19 protein-coding genes are annotated in these 16,449 nt (G+C 42.2%); 12 read left to right on the forward strand and 7 right to left on the reverse strand.

Going from position 1 to position 16,449, the window contains the following annotated elements; genetic code table 11:
* Positions 1-7 precede the first annotated feature (7 nt).
* The 3 genes from rfaD to LAQ65_RS00890 all read left to right on the forward strand — a co-directional run bounded on the left by rfaD (position 8) and on the right by LAQ65_RS00890 (position 2,193).
* Complete coding sequence (rfaD, locus tag LAQ65_RS00880) at positions 8-988, forward strand: ADP-glyceromanno-heptose 6-epimerase (protein WP_224115041.1); 981 nt, start codon at positions 8-10, stop codon at positions 986-988.
* A 71-nt stretch (positions 989-1,059) separates the two neighbouring features.
* Positions 1,060-1,857, forward strand: coding sequence for a pyrroline-5-carboxylate reductase (gene proC / locus LAQ65_RS00885; RefSeq protein WP_224115042.1), 798 nt, complete (start codon positions 1,060-1,062; stop codon positions 1,855-1,857).
* Between the two features lie 156 nt (positions 1,858-2,013).
* Entirely contained in the window at positions 2,014-2,193 is a 180-nt protein-coding gene (locus LAQ65_RS00890) for a hypothetical protein (RefSeq protein ID WP_224115043.1), read from the forward strand.
* 77 nt (positions 2,194-2,270) lie between these two features.
* Here LAQ65_RS00890 and LAQ65_RS00895 read toward each other — a convergent pair whose 3' ends face one another.
* On the reverse strand, positions 2,271-3,113 hold the full coding sequence (locus LAQ65_RS00895; protein ID WP_224115044.1) for a dienelactone hydrolase family protein: 843 nt from the start codon (positions 3,111-3,113) through the stop codon (positions 2,271-2,273).
* A 264-nt stretch (positions 3,114-3,377) separates the two neighbouring features.
* On the opposite strand from LAQ65_RS00895, the gene LAQ65_RS00900 reads away from it, so the two are divergent.
* The 3 genes from LAQ65_RS00900 to LAQ65_RS00910 all read left to right on the forward strand — a co-directional run bounded on the left by LAQ65_RS00900 (position 3,378) and on the right by LAQ65_RS00910 (position 7,701).
* A complete protein-coding gene (locus LAQ65_RS00900) occupies positions 3,378-5,024 on the forward strand; it encodes a CTP synthase (RefSeq protein WP_224115045.1) in 1,647 nt (548 codons plus the stop codon).
* 56 nt (positions 5,025-5,080) lie between these two features.
* Positions 5,081-6,925 carry a membrane protein insertase YidC gene (gene yidC / locus LAQ65_RS00905; RefSeq protein ID WP_224115046.1) on the forward strand — a complete coding sequence of 615 codons (1,845 nt, stop codon included), beginning with the start codon at positions 5,081-5,083 and terminating at the stop codon, positions 6,923-6,925.
* Between the two features lie 110 nt (positions 6,926-7,035).
* Positions 7,036-7,701: a hypothetical protein gene (locus LAQ65_RS00910; RefSeq protein WP_224115047.1), complete on the forward strand. Its 666-nt coding sequence runs from the start codon at positions 7,036-7,038 to the stop codon at positions 7,699-7,701.
* Between the two features lie 2 nt (positions 7,702-7,703).
* On the opposite strand, the gene LAQ65_RS00915 is transcribed toward LAQ65_RS00910, so the two are convergent.
* Complete coding sequence (locus LAQ65_RS00915; protein ID WP_224115048.1) at positions 7,704-8,084, reverse strand: hypothetical protein; 381 nt, start codon at positions 8,082-8,084, stop codon at positions 7,704-7,706.
* Positions 8,085-8,229: 145 nt separating this feature from the next.
* On the opposite strand from LAQ65_RS00915, the gene LAQ65_RS00920 reads away from it, so the two are divergent.
* The 3 genes from LAQ65_RS00920 to LAQ65_RS00930 are packed head-to-tail and all read left to right on the forward strand — an operon-like array spanning position 8,230 to position 11,206.
* On the forward strand, positions 8,230-9,651 hold the full coding sequence (locus LAQ65_RS00920; RefSeq protein WP_224115049.1) for a tetratricopeptide repeat protein: 1,422 nt from the start codon (positions 8,230-8,232) through the stop codon (positions 9,649-9,651).
* A 50-nt stretch (positions 9,652-9,701) separates the two neighbouring features.
* Positions 9,702-10,472 carry a phosphosulfolactate synthase gene (locus LAQ65_RS00925; protein WP_224115050.1) on the forward strand — a complete coding sequence of 257 codons (771 nt, stop codon included), beginning with the start codon at positions 9,702-9,704 and terminating at the stop codon, positions 10,470-10,472.
* On the forward strand, positions 10,472-11,206 hold the full coding sequence (locus tag LAQ65_RS00930; protein WP_224115051.1) for a shikimate dehydrogenase family protein: 735 nt from the start codon (positions 10,472-10,474) through the stop codon (positions 11,204-11,206). Before LAQ65_RS00925 ends, LAQ65_RS00930 begins: the two co-directional genes overlap by 1 nt.
* Here LAQ65_RS00930 and LAQ65_RS00935 read toward each other — a convergent pair.
* From LAQ65_RS00935 to LAQ65_RS00955, 5 genes are read right to left on the reverse strand one after another with little or no spacing between them, the layout of a single operon-like run.
* Positions 11,203-11,634 (reverse strand): acyl-CoA thioesterase, encoded by a 432-nt coding sequence (locus tag LAQ65_RS00935; RefSeq protein ID WP_224115052.1) that lies wholly within the window; start codon positions 11,632-11,634, stop codon positions 11,203-11,205. The genes LAQ65_RS00930 and LAQ65_RS00935 overlap by 4 nt on opposite strands.
* A 25-nt stretch (positions 11,635-11,659) precedes the next feature.
* The gene (locus tag LAQ65_RS00940) at positions 11,660-12,505 is read right to left on the reverse strand and encodes a hypothetical protein (RefSeq protein WP_224115053.1); all 846 of its coding nucleotides are present in this window, start codon (positions 12,503-12,505) and stop codon (positions 11,660-11,662) included.
* A gap of 10 nt (positions 12,506-12,515) precedes the next feature.
* On the reverse strand, positions 12,516-13,052 hold the full coding sequence (locus LAQ65_RS00945) for an RNA polymerase sigma factor (RefSeq protein ID WP_224115054.1): 537 nt from the start codon (positions 13,050-13,052) through the stop codon (positions 12,516-12,518).
* A gap of 48 nt (positions 13,053-13,100) precedes the next feature.
* A complete protein-coding gene (gene rdgB / locus LAQ65_RS00950) occupies positions 13,101-13,682 on the reverse strand; it encodes an RdgB/HAM1 family non-canonical purine NTP pyrophosphatase (RefSeq protein ID WP_224115055.1) in 582 nt (193 codons plus the stop codon).
* 8 nt (positions 13,683-13,690) lie between these two features.
* A complete protein-coding gene (locus LAQ65_RS00955; RefSeq protein WP_224115056.1) occupies positions 13,691-14,221 on the reverse strand; it encodes a hypothetical protein in 531 nt (176 codons plus the stop codon).
* A 132-nt stretch (positions 14,222-14,353) separates the two neighbouring features.
* Here LAQ65_RS00955 and LAQ65_RS00960 point away from each other — a divergent pair, with 132 nt between their 5' ends.
* From LAQ65_RS00960 to rpsG, 3 genes are all read left to right on the forward strand, one after another.
* Entirely contained in the window at positions 14,354-15,418 is a 1,065-nt protein-coding gene (locus LAQ65_RS00960; RefSeq protein ID WP_224115057.1) for a branched-chain amino acid aminotransferase, read from the forward strand.
* A 64-nt stretch (positions 15,419-15,482) separates the two neighbouring features.
* Positions 15,483-15,884 (forward strand): 30S ribosomal protein S12, encoded by a 402-nt coding sequence (rpsL, locus tag LAQ65_RS00965; protein ID WP_214457945.1) that lies wholly within the window; start codon positions 15,483-15,485, stop codon positions 15,882-15,884.
* A gap of 18 nt (positions 15,885-15,902) precedes the next feature.
* The gene (gene rpsG, locus LAQ65_RS00970) at positions 15,903-16,370 is read left to right on the forward strand and encodes a 30S ribosomal protein S7 (RefSeq protein WP_224115058.1); all 468 of its coding nucleotides are present in this window, start codon (positions 15,903-15,905) and stop codon (positions 16,368-16,370) included.
* Positions 16,371-16,449: the final 79 nt, after the last annotated feature.

A 16,449-nucleotide genomic window follows, 5' to 3' on the forward strand; every position in this document is an offset into this window, starting at 1 on the left:
TTATGCCATGGAAAAAAATTCGGTCATTGTAGTAACCGGAGCTGCTGGTTTTATCGGCAGTTGCCTCGTTGGTTTTTTGAACCTTAAAGGATTTAATAATCTTATCCTTGTAGATGATTTTACTAAGCTACAAAAAGAACCGAACCTGAATGGGAAGCTATTCTTGCGTAAAGTGGAAAGATCCGTTTTTTTTGAATGGCTCAATAAGCATAAACCTAAAATTGATTTTGTATTTCATATCGGAGCCCGAACAGATACCACCGAATTTAATTATGCCATCCACCAGGAATTAAATGTTGTATATTCCCAGAAAATCTGGAACTATTGTTCTATATGGAATGTACCAATGGTGTACGCATCTTCAGCTGCAACTTATGGTGCAGGTGAACTCGGGTACGACGATAAGCATGAACTTTCTTTTAGTCTCCAGCCACTGAATCCTTACGGTGTTTCAAAAAATGAATTTGACAAGTGGGTGCTTCACGAAGACTGCCATCCGCCCTTTTGGGCAGGTTTGAAATTTTTCAATGTATATGGCCCCAATGAGTATCATAAAGGCAGGATGGCCAGTGTAATCTGGCACTCTTTTAACCAGATCCGGGAATCAGGAAAGGTGAAACTGTTCCGTTCCCACCGGCCAGATTTTAAGGACGGACAGCAATTGCGGGATTTTATTTATGTTAAAGATGTGATCAAGGTATGTTACTGGCTTATGGAAAACCAGCCTGATTCAGGGATATATAACCTGGGCACTGGTAAAGCCCGGGCCTTTGAAGACCTTGTAAAAGCAACTTTTCAAGGACTTGACCTTCCACCCGTTATTGAATTTATTGATATGCCAGAGGATATCCGCGACAAATACCAGTATTTTACTGAAGCTAATATGGATAAACTCAGGCAAGCCGGGTATACTGAACAGTTTTACAGCCTTGAGCATGGGGTAGATGATTATGTGCGGAACTACTTAGCTTCAGGTAAATTCTATTAATTCATTATATTTATAACTCGATTAACTGCCATCGCCCTCATTTAGAGTGATGGCTTTTTTATAACAATACTATGAGCAGGAAAATTGCAATTATTGGAGGTGGAAACCTCGGGATTTCAATAGCAGAGGGACTTTTGGCTGATGGTTTTACAGATGCTCCAAATATTACTGTAACAAGGAGGAATATTTCATTGCTGCAGCCTCTTTCAGAAAAAGGCATCCGGATTTCAAGCGATAATATGCAGGCTGTAAATGACAGTGAAGTAGTGCTTCTCGCTGTTAAACCATTTCAAATCAGGGATATTATCAGGGAAATTGCACCTGGTATAGGCAAAAACCATATGCTGATTTCTGTTGTAACAGGAATAAGTCTACAGGATTTGCTGACCGACCTGCCGGTTGGGACCCCGGTTTTCAGGGCAATGCCCAATACAGCTATTGCCATACGTGAAAGTATGACTTGCATTAGCTATACCCAGGCTGGAAAAGAGCAGATTGCTTGGGTCATTAACCTTTTTAACCAACTTGGCAGGGTAGCCCTGATTGATGAAAAACTGATGGATGCAGCCACAGTTCTGGGTGCCTGCGGTACCGCATATGCGATGCGCTATATCAGGGCTAATATCCAGGGAGGAATAGAAATTGGCTTTGATGCTGCAACAGCCAGCCTAATTGCCGCCCAAACCGTAAAAGGAGCTGCCGAACTATTGTTGCAGAAAGGTACCCATCCTGAATATGAAATTGATAAGGTCACTACACCAAAAGGTTGCACTATTGCAGGTTTAAATGAAATGGAACACCAGGGATTCAGTTCATCCCTGATAAAAGGGATAACCGCCAGTTTTATAAAAATTAAAAAGGAGCAGTAATCCCCTGTTTTTTAACATGGGCCTGGCTTAGATAATAATAATGTGGATTATTTTGCGTTAATATTTAATGTTTTATGATAGACATTTTGGCAAATATTAAAATTTGCGATAATTTGCACCTTGTTTAACCTATATCCAAATACTGAACACCTGTTTATGAGAAAGAATATTAGCATATGGATATTGTTTATTGAAATGATGGCTATCGTGGTTCTTCACGCCAATAAAAGTAATAGTGACCGGATTAAGGAGGTTTTATTAAAAAGGAATCAGTCCGGCTTAATAAAAGCAACTCCAATTACTCCCGCGCCAATCGACAAATCGACCTTAAAGTAAAAGCAATAATCACCAAAAGGAAAAATAGGCATCTGGGAAACCAGATGCCTATTCATTTTTATATCAATCCTTGCCTGTTATTTTATCCTTTCTTTTACAAAAGCCAGCACTTTTTTATAAGCATCTTCAGTTGCTTCCTTATTGAAGTTGGGGTTACTTGGATTGGCAAAAGCATGCGTGGCTTCATAACGGTTCAGCAATAATTTTTTCCCGGCTTTATTCATATTGTCTGCGAATTCCGTTACAATCTGGGGACTGGGGTATTGATCCAAATTCCCAAAAAATCCCAAAACATCTGGTTGTAAAGTTTTGAGGCGTTCAATATCTTTTTCAGGCTGGCCATAATACATGATGCAGCCAACAGCCTGTTTACCACCAAGGAGGGAAGCCTGCAAACTCCAGCCGCCACCAAAACACCAGCCAATGGTGAATACTTTAGCCGACCCGCCTGCATAAGCATATGCGCCATTTATAATAGCTGTTGCACGATCGGTTGTTACCGATTGCATGGCTTTTGCAGCCTCTTCACGGGTAGTCGTAACTACATTGTCGTATAAATCCAGTGCAATAACATTTACGCCAAGATCCTTGCCCAGCTTTTCTGCCTCTTGTTTAATATAATCATTCAGTCCCCACCATTCGTGGATCACAAATAAATAATATTTGGTAGGCTTTGCCGACTTTACTTCCCAGGCATGTGCCGTTTTCCCGTCAGCAGTAGTATAACTAATGTCTTTGCCATTTTCTGAACTATAGCTGAATGGCAGGGGTTCGTCGTGCTTACTGGTAAAATTCTTGTCAGAGGCATTCATTGCATATGCCTCAGTGGCTGAGGCTGCACAGCAGGACATATTGCTGGTTTGGGCGGCAAGGGATCCGGCTATGGCCAGAAAGGAAATTAAGGCAATACTCTTTTTCATAAATTATAGTTTTGGTCAATGTATTGGCGGTTTTATAAAATCAGTCAATGAGTTTGTCCGGCTTTATCTTTTCCTTTATCTTTGCTTGACCTTTCGGAATTTTCTGCCTCATTTTTCTTTCCGCAGGTCAATTTACAGACTGGGTAAGCGGTTTTCAGCACAGCAATTTATAACACTATTGGACAGTACATAGTTGTACTATCCGTAATATTTTTTTTAATTGAGCGGCCCGGTCCCTGATCAGAATAAGAGAAAACACGCAATATGTCTAAGTATATTTTTGTAACAGGAGGGGTGACCTCTTCCCTGGGAAAAGGAATTATTGCAGCTTCACTCGGTAAGCTGTTACAGGCAAGAGGCCTGAAAGTGACAATCCAGAAATTTGACCCATACATCAATGTTGACCCCGGTACCCTGAACCCTTATGAACACGGGGAATGTTATGTTACCGAAGACGGGGCTGAAACAGACCTGGATCTGGGTCATTATGAACGCTTCCTTAATATTTTTACCACACAAAGTAATAATGTTACTACAGGGCGCATCTACCAAACCGTTATTAACAAGGAAAGAGAAGGCGCTTACCTGGGAAAAACTGTCCAGGTTGTTCCGCATATTACCGACGAAATCAAGAGAAGGATGCTTCTGCTAGGCCAGGATGGCTATGATATCGTGATCACCGAAATTGGTGGTACAGTAGGAGATATCGAAAGTCTACCTTTCATCGAGGCTGTACGCCAGTTGCAGTGGGAGTTGCCGGAAGAAGATTGTATGGTTGTGCACTTAACATTAATTCCTTACCTGAGGGCCGCAAAAGAATTGAAAACTAAGCCTACCCAGCATAGTGTAAGGATGTTGAGCCAGGAAGGTGTACATCCCGATGTAATCGTATGCAGAACTGAAGAACCCCTGACACCAGAAATCAGGAAGAAGATTGCGCTTTTCTGTAATGTGAAAAAAGAGGCTGTAATTGAAGCAGCTGATGCGCCAACGATTTACGAAGTTCCCCTGGCCATGATGCGGGAAAAGCTGGACCTTATTTGTCTTCGTAAAATGAATATTACCCAGTATTCAGAACCGGAATTGGGCAAATGGAAGGAATTTCTTGACAAATTGAAATACCCGAAAAGCAAGGTTACCATTGGGCTGATCGGAAAATATATTGAACTGCAGGATGCATATAAATCTATTCTTGAAGCATTTGTGCATGCGGGGGCTATGAATGAATGCAAAGTGAACATAGTGAATGTGCACAGCGAATTTATCACTGATGAGAATGTTGAGGAGAAATTGGGCCATCTCGATGGCTTATTGGTTGCTCCAGGTTTTGGACATCGCGGAATTGAAGGAAAGATCATTGCAGTTAAATATGCCCGGGAAAACAAATTGCCTTTTTTTGGTATCTGCTTAGGCATGCAAATGAGCGCAATAGAATTTGCCAGGAATGTACTGGGATGGAAAGATGCACATTCAACCGAAATGGACCCAAGTACTAATTATGCAGTTATTGACCTGATGGAAGGACAGAAATCAGTTACTGCTAAAGGTGGTACCATGCGCCTCGGCTCATATGCCTGCGAAATTAAAGAAGGCAGCCTTGCCCACCAGATTTATGGAACAACGCTAATAAGCGAGCGCCACCGTCACCGTTGGGAATTCAATAACCAGTACCTGCCTGATTTCGAAAAAGCGGGTTTTGTAGCCAGTGGAAAAAACCCGGAAAGCGGATTGGTGGAAATCATTGAATTGCAGGGGCATCCTTTCTTTATTGGCGTACAATATCACCCCGAGTTGAAAAGTACGGTAGAAAACCCACAACCGATTTTTGTCCATTTCGTAAAAGCCGCCAAAGATAATGCTGATAAGAAGGAAGGTGTAAGAAATCCATTGTTGCAAAGCGAAATGATTTAAAAAAGCCCTAACCACAAACACTTCCCTATCTTTGCACGTCTTAAAAACATTATTGCATGCAAAGCATGGATCGCAACACGGTTATTGGTTTTGTGCTGTTAGGAGTTCTCCTCTTCGTTTACCTGTTTATTTCTTCTAAAAATAGCCAGGAATTACAGGTTAAAAAACAGCAATATGAAGACTCAATCGCAAAAATAGACCAGGCAAAAATAAAAGCTGCAGTTGCCAGCAAAGATACCGCTATAACTGCCGCTATTGCTGATTCTACGCTAACTGGCTGGGCGAAAGCAATTTCAGGAAAAGAATCTTTCCAGGATGTGGAAAACGGACTTCTCTCTATTCGTTTCTCCAGCAAAGGCGGACAACCAACACAGGTTTCCCTGAAAAAATATAAACGTGCGGATGGTTCACCGGTTACCCTTATTCATGATGGCAGCGACCAGTTTAGCTACCCGGTGAATATCGCACAGAATCAAACGGCGCAGGCCGCCAACCTTTTCTTCCAGTTTAAAGGTGTACAATCAGATGCTGCAGGCAACCAGGTGGTTACTTATGAAGTGATTGGAAACAACGGGGAATCTATAGTACATGAATATGTCGTAAAGCCGGATGCCTACCTTATAGATTTTAACCTTAAGCTGAACGGCACTAATTCAATTCTTTCCCAGCAGCAACTTAACCTGCAGTGGAATGTTGATGCACGCCAACAGGAAAGGGATGTAAAGTACGAACGCCAGCAATCGCAACTGGTACTTGTTGAAGATGGTAATTATGATTACTTCAACATGTTCTCCAACAACCAGAAAAAATTTGAGAAACCCATACATTGGGCCAGTATTAAACAACAGTTCTTTAATACCACAATCATCGCCAAAGATAATTTTGACGCGGGCCAGGTAGACTGGACCAGTCCGGGTGATGATTCCTCTCACGTTATCGTTGCAGCCAAAGCCAGCTTTCAGAAAAAACTGGTTGCGGGTAACAATGCTATTGTGCCCATGCAGTTTTATTTTGGTCCCAATGATTACAAAATTTTACGCAATGTAGGTGTTGAGAAAATGGATAAGATTGTAAACCTCGGACAAGGTTTCTATTCGTTTGTAAGGCCAATCAACCAATATATTGTAATGCCTGTTTTTGATTTTATCAAAAAATTCATCGGCAGCTACGGAATCGTAATCGCATTGCTTACTTTATTCATCCGCCTGGTAACTTCTCCGTTGGTATATTCCAGCTATTTGAGCGGTGCAAAGATGAAAGCCCTCAAACCGGAAATTGATTCTCTGAAAGCGAAATTCGGAGACGACCAGCAGGGATTTGGTATGGAGCAAATGAAATTGTTCCGGGAAGCAGGGGTGAACCCGCTGGGTGGATGTATCCCCGCCCTGATGCAAATCCCCATATTCTTTGCTCTATATAGCTTTTTTAACTCCAATGTGGCGTTACGCGGACAAAGTTTCCTTTGGGCAAAAGACCTTTCGACATATGACGTGATTGCTAAATTGCCATTCTCAATTCCTTTTGGTTTTGGGGACCATATCAGTTTATTTACGATTACAGCCGTATTAACCAGTTTCCTGATTTCAATATATAATATGAATATGACACCGGATCAAAATAATCCGATGTTAAAATACATGCCGTATATTTTCCCTGTGATCCTGCTGGTGTTCTTTAACCGCCTGCCATCCGCTTTAACCTGGTATTATACTGTGTCAAATATTATAACGCTCGTACTGCAATGGACAATTCAGAACTATATTATTGACCACGATAAAATTGTGGCCCAGCTGGCTGAAAACAGGACCAAACCAAAGGCCAAATCGAAATGGGCAGCAAAAATGGAAGAAATACAGGAGACCCAGAAACGTGTTCAGGAAATGCAGAAAAAAGGGAAGTAAGCCATTACGCTGTTAAATAATCAGAAAGACCTTTGCATGAATTGTAAAATGCCATAGGTCTTTCTTATTTTAGACAACTTTGAATTGAAAACAAACGTCTGATACATAACATGAAAATCAAAACCATATTTCTATCCGGTTTATTTGCATTTTCTGCAATGGCAGTTACAGCACAGAAAAAAGTTTCAGATATTACTATTGTTTATGACGCAGTGATTAATACTGGCAGCGCAGAACCGAAAATGGCAGATGCGTTTGACGGTGCAACGACTACTGTTTTCCTGAAAGGTGGACTAAGTCGCTCTGAAATGGTTAGCGCAGTCGCCAGTTTTACCACCATACATGACTCCCGCAGCGGATCTGCCGTTGTGTTGCAGGAATTTGGAGGACAAAAGTTACTGATCCGAATGACACCTGATGATTGGAAAGATAAAAACCGGAAATACGAAGGCATTAAATTTACTACTACCAACGAAACGAAAATACTGGCCGGATATTCCTGTAAAAAAGCAGTTGCACAACTAAAAGACGGTAGTTCTTTTACAGTGTACTTTACAGAAGATATTATACCGGAGAATAATGATTATAATTCCCAGTTCACTAACCTGAAAGGTTTGCCGCTTGAATATGAATTGAAACAGGGAAACCTAAATATCAGGTATGTGGTAGCACAGGTGAACCTGAATCCGGTACCAGTTTCGAAGTTTGATATACCTAAAACCGGATATCGTGAACTGACTTATGAGGAAAGTAAAAAGGGGAGAAAGGATAAATAGGATTATTTATGCATCCTGACTTTCAGGTGCAGCATTTGTGTGTTATCACTGGTACCCATAGCACCAATATTAATCCTGTGGTTCAAAGGCATTATGTAAGTTGTATTTCCCTTCTGGTAGGTAACCAGTGAATTGAAGTTGATATAACCGTTGGATTTCTCCTGGTTTAAGGTAATACTCCCTTTATAAGCAGGACCAGCCTTAAGCGTAAACCCGGTAGTAGTTCTTATGGGAACAAAATCAGCAGTAAGGGAAGTTGATTTTTTATTCCTTTTTTCACCACCCATACTAGCAATTGCCAGACCAGCAAACCCCAGAAAAAGGGTTGCCACCACCATTTTTAAGGTGTGCCGGGCGATTCTTGTATGAATTAATCTTAACATCATCACAAAAGTAGTAAAAATAAATGCGAAAATCCTAACCGTTTATCACAAATTTTAATATGTTATTAACGGTTGGTGATAAATAATGTTACAAATACTTGGCCATTTTTTTTGTTTACCCTATATTAGAATAACCTATAAGTACATGAAAGATTACCCCTTTCGCCAGGATAAAGAGGATTTAGAGGAATTGCTGAGGCAGTACAACGACAGGAAGGCCGGCCGGTCATATTCCTTTCTTGATGAGGAATCCTTCGAAAAAATCATTAATTATTTTGATGAGGCAGAAGACCTTGTGCAGGCGCAGGAAGCCTGTGATATGGCTGTAGAACAGTTTCCCTATTCTGCCAACCTCTTGCTAAGGAAGGCAGATATCCTTATCGCCACCCGAAAATATACCGAGGCATTATCAATCCTGGACCTTGCAGAATTGCTGGACAGCAACGATATCAACCTCTATATTCTTCGTACGGATGCCTACCTGGCTCTTGATAAACAGCCAAAAGCAGTTGAGCTGCTGGAAAATGCCCTGCAGCTATTCGAAGGCGAAGAGCGGATTGAACTGCTTTTTGAGCTGGCTGATGTATATGATGATTATGAAGAATTCGATAAGATTTTCGATTGCCTTAAACTAATCCTGGAACAGGAGCCAGCCAATGAAGAAGCACTGTATAAAATCTGCTTCTGGACAGATTTTACAGGCAGAAATGAAGAAAGCATCAGGCTGCACCAGCAAATCCTGGATGACCTGCCATATAGTGAACTGGCCTGGTTTAACCTGGCAGCGGCTTACCAGGGACTGAAATTGTATGAAAAGGCCATTGATGCCTATAAATTTGCAATTACAATTGACGAGAAGTTTGATTATGCTTACCGCAATATGGGGGATGCTTATATCCGTTTGCGGAAATTCAGGGACGCAATAGAAGTTCTGGAAAGAGTTTTAGAGCTAAGCAGGCCGGAAGATGTCATTTTCGAGGCAATAGGCCACTGTTATGACAGGCTTAAGAATTTTGCCCAGGCCAGGTTTTATTACCGCAAAGCAGTGCATCTTAACCCTGATGACAGCAAATTGTATTATAAAATCGCCTGTACTTATATTAATGAAGAGCAGTGGAACCAGGCGGTAAAACAACTGGAAACTGCTATGCATATCCAAAAATCGGTTCCTGAATTTAACCTGGCCATGGGCGAATGTAAAATCAGGCTGGGCGAGACCAGGGATGCCATTGTTTATTTTTCCAACGTTGTCAGGGCAAGGCCTAAAGGCAGCAATGGCTGGGAGGCATTGATCAGGTGCCTTTATTTGGGTGAATTTTATGACGAAGCACTTGAGCAGGCTGAAGCGGCCTTACGCCATACTGAGGGCAAGCCGCTTTTCCTCTATTACAAAAGCGCTATTTTGTTTGCGCTGGGTAAATCAAAGGAAGCACTGCTTTACCTCGAAAGGGCCTTGCAAAAAGCACCGAAACTGCTGAAAGAATTTGTGGCCCTGCGCCCTTCAATCCTGCAAAATCAACTGGTTGTTGATGTTATTGCCAGGAACCGGAAAGTCGGAAAGGCATAATATGCCAGCGGTTTCCTATTTTTGCGCGGCATTTCATTAAACTGCAGCCAATGAATTTTAATTTGACACAAATGCCCGAAAGGGTAGCAAGGCCACGTACCAAAGGCCTCACAATGGTAATGGATAAGGGATTAAGCATCGAAGAAAGCAAGAACTTCATGAGTGTTGCTTACCCGCATGTAGATATCGTAAAGCTTGGCTTCGGTACTTCCTATGTTACCCCAAACCTGCGTGAAAAACTGGATGTTTACCGTTCTTATGATATCCCGGTTTATTTTGGCGGAACACTTTTTGAAGCCTTCCTGATCCGTAACCAATTTGAAGATTATATCAATGTTTGCAAGGATTACGGTATTTCTTATATGGAAGTAAGCGATGGTTCAATCACCATTCCGCATACCGAAAAGTGCGGTTATATAGAAAAGCTTACAAAACATGGCACTGTTTTAAGTGAAGTGGGCAGTAAAGATGCTGCACATATTATCCCACCTTATAAATGGATTGAACTGATGCGTGCCGAACTGGATGCTGGTTCAACCTATGTTATTGCAGAAGCGCGTGAAGCCGGGAATGTGGGTATCTACAGGGGCAGCGGTGAAGTAAGAGAAGGCTTGGTTCAGGAAATACTAACCCAGATACCGGAGGAAAAAATTCTTTGGGAAGCTCCGCAAAAGGCACAACAGTTGTATTTTATAGAATTGATCGGCTGCAATGTAAACCTTGGTAATATAGCCCCATCAGAAATTATTTCACTCGAGGCCATGCGTGTGGGATTAAGGGGAGATACCTTTAGTTTATTCCTCGATAAAGAAATGGTTTAATGAGGCAGTTCGGGCTCATCGGGTATCCATTAGGTCATTCCTTTTCCAAAGGATTTTTTACAGAAAAATTTTCTGCAGAAGGCATTGATGCCCGGTATGACAATTTTCCGCTGGAATCAATAACGGCATTTCCAGGATTGCTGCAATCCCATCCCCAATTAGAGGGATTAAATGTTACCATCCCGTATAAAGAAAATATAATTCAATATCTGCATCAACAGTCCCCGGTAGTGAGGGCTATAGGAGCATGTAATTGTATCAAAATTACAAACGGTCAGCTCTTTGGACACAATACCGACGTAGTGGGCTTTGAAAAATCCTTGTGCAGGAAGCTTGCGGGGCATCATAAAAAAGCACTCGTACTGGGCACAGGTGGTGCTTCCAAGGCAGTTCAGTATGTCCTGGATAAATTGCGCATATCCTATATAGTTATTAGCCGTAAGGCAGATGCTGCAAATGGAATAGTTGATTATTCGTCATTGCAGCAGGAAGAGATTAAGGATGCTACCCTATGGATCAATACCACTCCACTTGGCATGTACCCCCATATTGACGCAGCACCGCCCCTGGATTATGAAACGATAACTTCCAGGCATTATTTATTTGACCTGGTATATAACCCTTCAGAAACAAGGTTTCTGTCACTGGGCAAAGCAAAAGGGGCAACTATTGAGAATGGCTACGAAATGCTGATCATCCAGGCAAATGAAAGCTGGAGCATCTGGAATAGCTAAAGTCCAAGTTGTTCCTTCACGCCGGGCGGCACACCCATAATTTTCTTCAGGGAATAATCATAACAAACCATTCCGGTTTTTGCTGCAGCAACCAATTTGCTCTTATTGTCGACTGTTTTTTCAAGCAGGTAAAAGATGTCGAAACCGACACGGGTAAAATCATTGGCAACAACACTAACCAGCACAGTGTCGCCATAAAACAATTCAGTCTTAAATTCAATGGCCACATCTCCCATAATGAGCCCGGCACCTGCCATATTCAATTCCGTATAGCCGGAATGATGCAGGAATTGCATGCGGGCCTCATGGATTAGGCTGAGCAAGGTATCATTCCCCACGTGTCCGCCATAATTAAGGTCGGTAATCCGCACAGCAATTTTGGTTTGGAAAACAAACTTTTCCGGCATATCCAGTTTAATCCTGGCCATAAAAACTATTTCGTGTAAAAATAAGTTATTGTTCTTCCTGGAGCATGTTGCCCAGCATAACCATGTCAAAGAGGTTTGCGGGATCCGGAACATAACTGCGTTTACTTATTTGCAGTTGAAGCTGTTTAATAAGGTCAGCAGCCTGGGTATTATACTGTTCCTGCGAACCATTAAACAAGGAAGAATAAGCCGATGCAAATTTTGCGGACAGTTTTACGGGTTCACCTGTTTGTGATGCGATGGTAATATATCGCGGGTTCCTTTTTTGAACGGGTAATTCCATCAGTTGCAGGGAAGGCGGAACTGTGTAGGATGCCGTGCTTGCATTGGGAAATGAACCCTTTAAAGGAATTTTATTGTTGTGAACCACAGCATAAACAGGTTCACGTTTCCGGCTTACGGGTAGTTTATTAATTTCTCGTGTGGAAGCTATTCCTTCGCTGCTCAGGATTGGGGAAGGTCCGTTTTTTGCTGGTTCATCAGCAAACGATTCATTGTAAACCGGGTTGGCGGGTTTAGCTGGTATTATTGCTGTTGATATTTTCTTTTCACCATAATCAAAGGGGTTATCAATAAAAATCCATGCAAGGAACCCCGCCACAATGGCCACAGCACCATAACGGAAAAGGTAAGGATAAAGCGGGCGGATAGGAATAACAGGGGATGCTGATTTTGCAGGTGGCTCAATGTGCAATTGCTGGCTGATAGCTTTCCAGGCACCGGTAGGAGGGAGGGACTCCATGTCCCGTATGCGTCTGGCTAAATTGTTCTCTGCATTGATCTCTTCCAGATGCATGGTAATCTTCTTCCAGGCTTCAGGTGGTGGACTGGCTTCCCATTGTAGTATCTTATTGCGTAATAAATCAGACATGCAGGATGAATTATTTTCGTTTTTCTCCCAGGAATTCGGTAACCTTTTTTTGAAGTATTGATTTTGCTCTTGCCAATTGTGATTTGCTGGTGCCCTCGCTGATATGCAGCATATCTGCAATTTCCTTATGTGAAAAACCTTCAATCACATAAAGGTTGAATACAGCCCGGTAGCCAGGTGATAGGTCCTGTACCAACTGGATGATATCCCGCTCTGCCAATTGATCCAGGACTGATACTGAAGCGTCTTCAATAACCATTTCCTCCTTTTCCGAAATACTGTTCAAATGAACTTTCCGGCGGTACTGTTCAATGGAAGTATTTACAAACACCCGCCTAATCCACCCTTCAAAAGAGCCTTCGTTTCGGAATTTGGCCAGGTTTTTAAATACTTTTATAAAGCCTTCCTGTAAAAGATCCTGTGCATCATCATTATTTCCTGCATAGCGAAGGCAAACCGCAAACATTTTTGCCGCATACCGTTGGTACAAAGCTTCCTGCATCTTCGGGTCGCCTTCAATACTCCCTTTGATTAAGTCGCTATCCAAAATATTTTGGTTGCCTCTGATCTCCACTTTATTATTGATCCCCCTGTTTTATTTAAATTGTTGCTGCAGGAAACTGACCAATTGGTCAGTTGCTTTCCTTCTGTGACTGAATTGTTTTTTCTCTGCCATAGTCATATCGCCAAAAGTCCTTATATCTCCGTCCGGGATGAAAACCGGGTCATAGCCGAATCCATTATCTCCTGAAGGGGTAAACGCGATCCGGCCTTTGCAGATACCTTCGAATTGATATTCCTTTCCCGCTAAAATTAAGGAAATGACGGTTCTGAACTGAGCCTGCCTTTGGGTATTATTGCCCAGTTTTTCCAAAAGTTTCCGGGTGTTTTCAGCTGCATTGGCCTGGTCCCCGGCATACCTTGCGGATTTAACCCCAGGTTCCCCGCCTAATGTTTCCACTTCCAGCCCGGTGTCTTCACTGAAGCAATCTTTGCCGGTTAACCGGTAAATAGTCATCGATTTTTCCCGGGCATTGGCTTCGAGTGAATCGTGCGGTTCAGGAATTTCTATATTGATACCGCCCTCTTTTAAGGTGACAAGCTGAATAGATGAGGGAAGGATATGCTGGATCTCCTGGATTTTATGGACATTATTGGTGGCAAAGACAATTTGCATAGTGGAACTTATAAATGTAGCATTTGTTTGAGGCCTTCCCATAATTGTTTCTTCAAAGACTTTGAGCCTTCTCCAGGCCTGGTCAATTCCTCAAGGGCCGGGGCTTGCATATATTGGTACTTTCCGGCTTCTACAGGTATGAACTCATTTGTTACCGGCATACCCGCCATTACAGCTCCAGGGCCGAATCCAAGTATGATTTTGGGGGATAATTGTTCCTGTAACTGTTCTATCTTTATGGATTGCATTGCCAGGTTAACAATGGCCACATCTGCAGCATTGAGCTGGCATGCTTTCAATACAGCACCCAAAAATTGAAAGCTTTCATCTGGCAGGTGCAATTGATCAGGATAGTATACAAGGATAACAAATTGACTATTATTTTTTCCTAGAAACTGAATTGGACTTTCAACCCGCACTTCCTGCTCTTTGTTTTGGGCCGGCATTTTTGAATTGGGTGTATACTCGGATTCAACCAGCGTATTGGCATACAAAGCCTGTAATAACTGGTCAGATAAGCGAATCTCGTTCAAATGCATTTCAGGGATAAGTTAATGTTGAATCTTCTGGTGGGCCATAAGTGTTATAATGCTAACAAATGTTAGTAAAATCTACTCCTTAGTTTGGCAGCCCATAAATTTCGTTGTTTCTTTGCAGCAAATGTACCAAATATGATCGCAGCTTTTGATATTCCGGTTACCAAAATTGGTCATAGTAAATTGAATGACATACCATTGGAGAATATTCCGTTTGGGAAATATTTTACTGACCATATGCTGGAAGCGGATTATGAGAATGGAGAATGGAAAAATGTAGAAATCAAGCCATATCAGCCATTATTACTGGATCCTTCCCTGGCAGCACTGCATTATGGCCAGGCAATTTTTGAAGGGATAAAGGCCTATAAAGATGAAAAAGGCAATGCATTTGTTTTCAGGCCAATTGAGAATTTCAAACGGTTCAATAAATCTGCCAGGCGTATGAATATGCCTGAAATTCCGGAAGAGATCTTTATGGAGGGCCTCAGGAAGCTGATTGCTGTAGAAAAGAACTGGATTCCCAGTTTAAAAGAACATTCCCTGTATATCCGCCCGTTTATGTTCTCAACTGATACCATGCTGGGTGTTAGGCCTTCTGAGACCTATAAATTCCTTATTATACTTAGTCCGACTGGTCCATATTTTGCTGCGCCGATGAAAATCGTTGTGGAACAAACCTACACCAGGGCTGCTCCGGGTGGCGTTGGGTTTTCCAAAAATGCAGGAAACTATGGGGGAAGCATGCTCGCGGCCACGGAAGCCAAAAAAGCAGGGTACGACCAGGTTTTGTGGACTGATGCCGTGGAACACAAGTGGCTGCAGGAAGTAGGTATGATGAACGTATTTTTTCTTATTAATGGGGTTGCAATTACACCATCCCTGGAAGAAGGCACCATATTAGCCGGGGTAACCCGCGACAGTGTCATAACTATGCTCAAAGAGATGGGAATACCCGTTGAGGAGCGGAAAGTTAATATTGATGAATTACTGGAAGCTTATGAAATTGGCCAGTTTACTGAAGTGTTTGGTACCGGTACTGCAGCTGTAATTTCTTTGATTAAAGAGCTGAAATACAAGGAGTTTGTTATGAAATTTGATGTAACCAAAACACCTGTAGCTACTGAAGTGAAGCAACGCCTTTCTGATATCAGGGAAGGTAAACTGCCCGACACCCACAACTGGATGTGGCCGGTTTAGAATTTTATTTTGTTTTTTCGGTAATGGATTTTACCTTTGCCGTCCCAAATAAATAAAGGTTAGAATGCCTACAATACAGCAATTAGTAAGAAAAGGTAGAGAAATCATCAAGGCCAAGAGTAAATCCAGAGCGCTGGATGCTTGTCCGCAACGTCGTGGTGTTTGTACCCGTGTGTACACCACTACTCCTAAAAAACCGAACTCAGCCCTGCGTAAAGTGGCTAAGGTGCGTTTGACCAACAAGGTAGAGGTAATTGCCTATATTCCAGGTGAGGGGCATAATCTGCAGGAACACTCAATCGTATTGATCCGCGGAGGTCGTGTAAAAGATCTGCCAGGTGTACGTTACCACATTGTTCGCGGTAGCCTTGATACTGCCGGTGTGAAAGACAGGAAACAGAGCCGTTCTAAATACGGTACTAAGAAAGATAAAACAGGTGGTGCTAAACCAGCCGGTAAAAAATAATTATAAAATAGTTCTTCCATGAGGAAAGCGCAAGCCAAAAAATTACCACTGGCACCAGATGCCAGGTATAACGATAAACTGGTTACCCGTTTTGTGAATAACATCATGTGGCAGGGTAAGAAAAGTGTAGCATTCGAGATATTCTATGATGCTGTTGACAAGGTTAGTAAAATAACCAATGAAGACGGTTATGAGATCTGGAAAAGGGCAATAGCCAATGTTACACCAGCAGTTGAAGTACGCAGCCGCAGGATCGGTGGTGCAACTTTTCAGATCCCTTCTGAAGTTCGTCCCGACAGGAAAATTTCCCTCAGCATAAAATGGCTGATCCGTTATAGCCGCGAAAGAAATGGTCGTAGCATGGCTGATAAACTGGCCAATGAAATCGTTGCAGCCAGCAAAGGTGAAGGTGGTGCATACAAGAAAAAAGAAGATACGCATCGTATGGCAGAAGCCAACAAGGCGTTCTCTCACTTCCGCATCTAACTAAAGAATAATCTACTTTTTCACAGAGCCGGTCCTGAATAGGATCGGCTTTTTTTGTCATATAAAATTTTAGACCCCG

This window comes from Flavihumibacter profundi (genome assembly GCF_020076305.1).
Taxonomy (GTDB): domain Bacteria; phylum Bacteroidota; class Bacteroidia; order Chitinophagales; family Chitinophagaceae; genus Flavihumibacter; species Flavihumibacter profundi.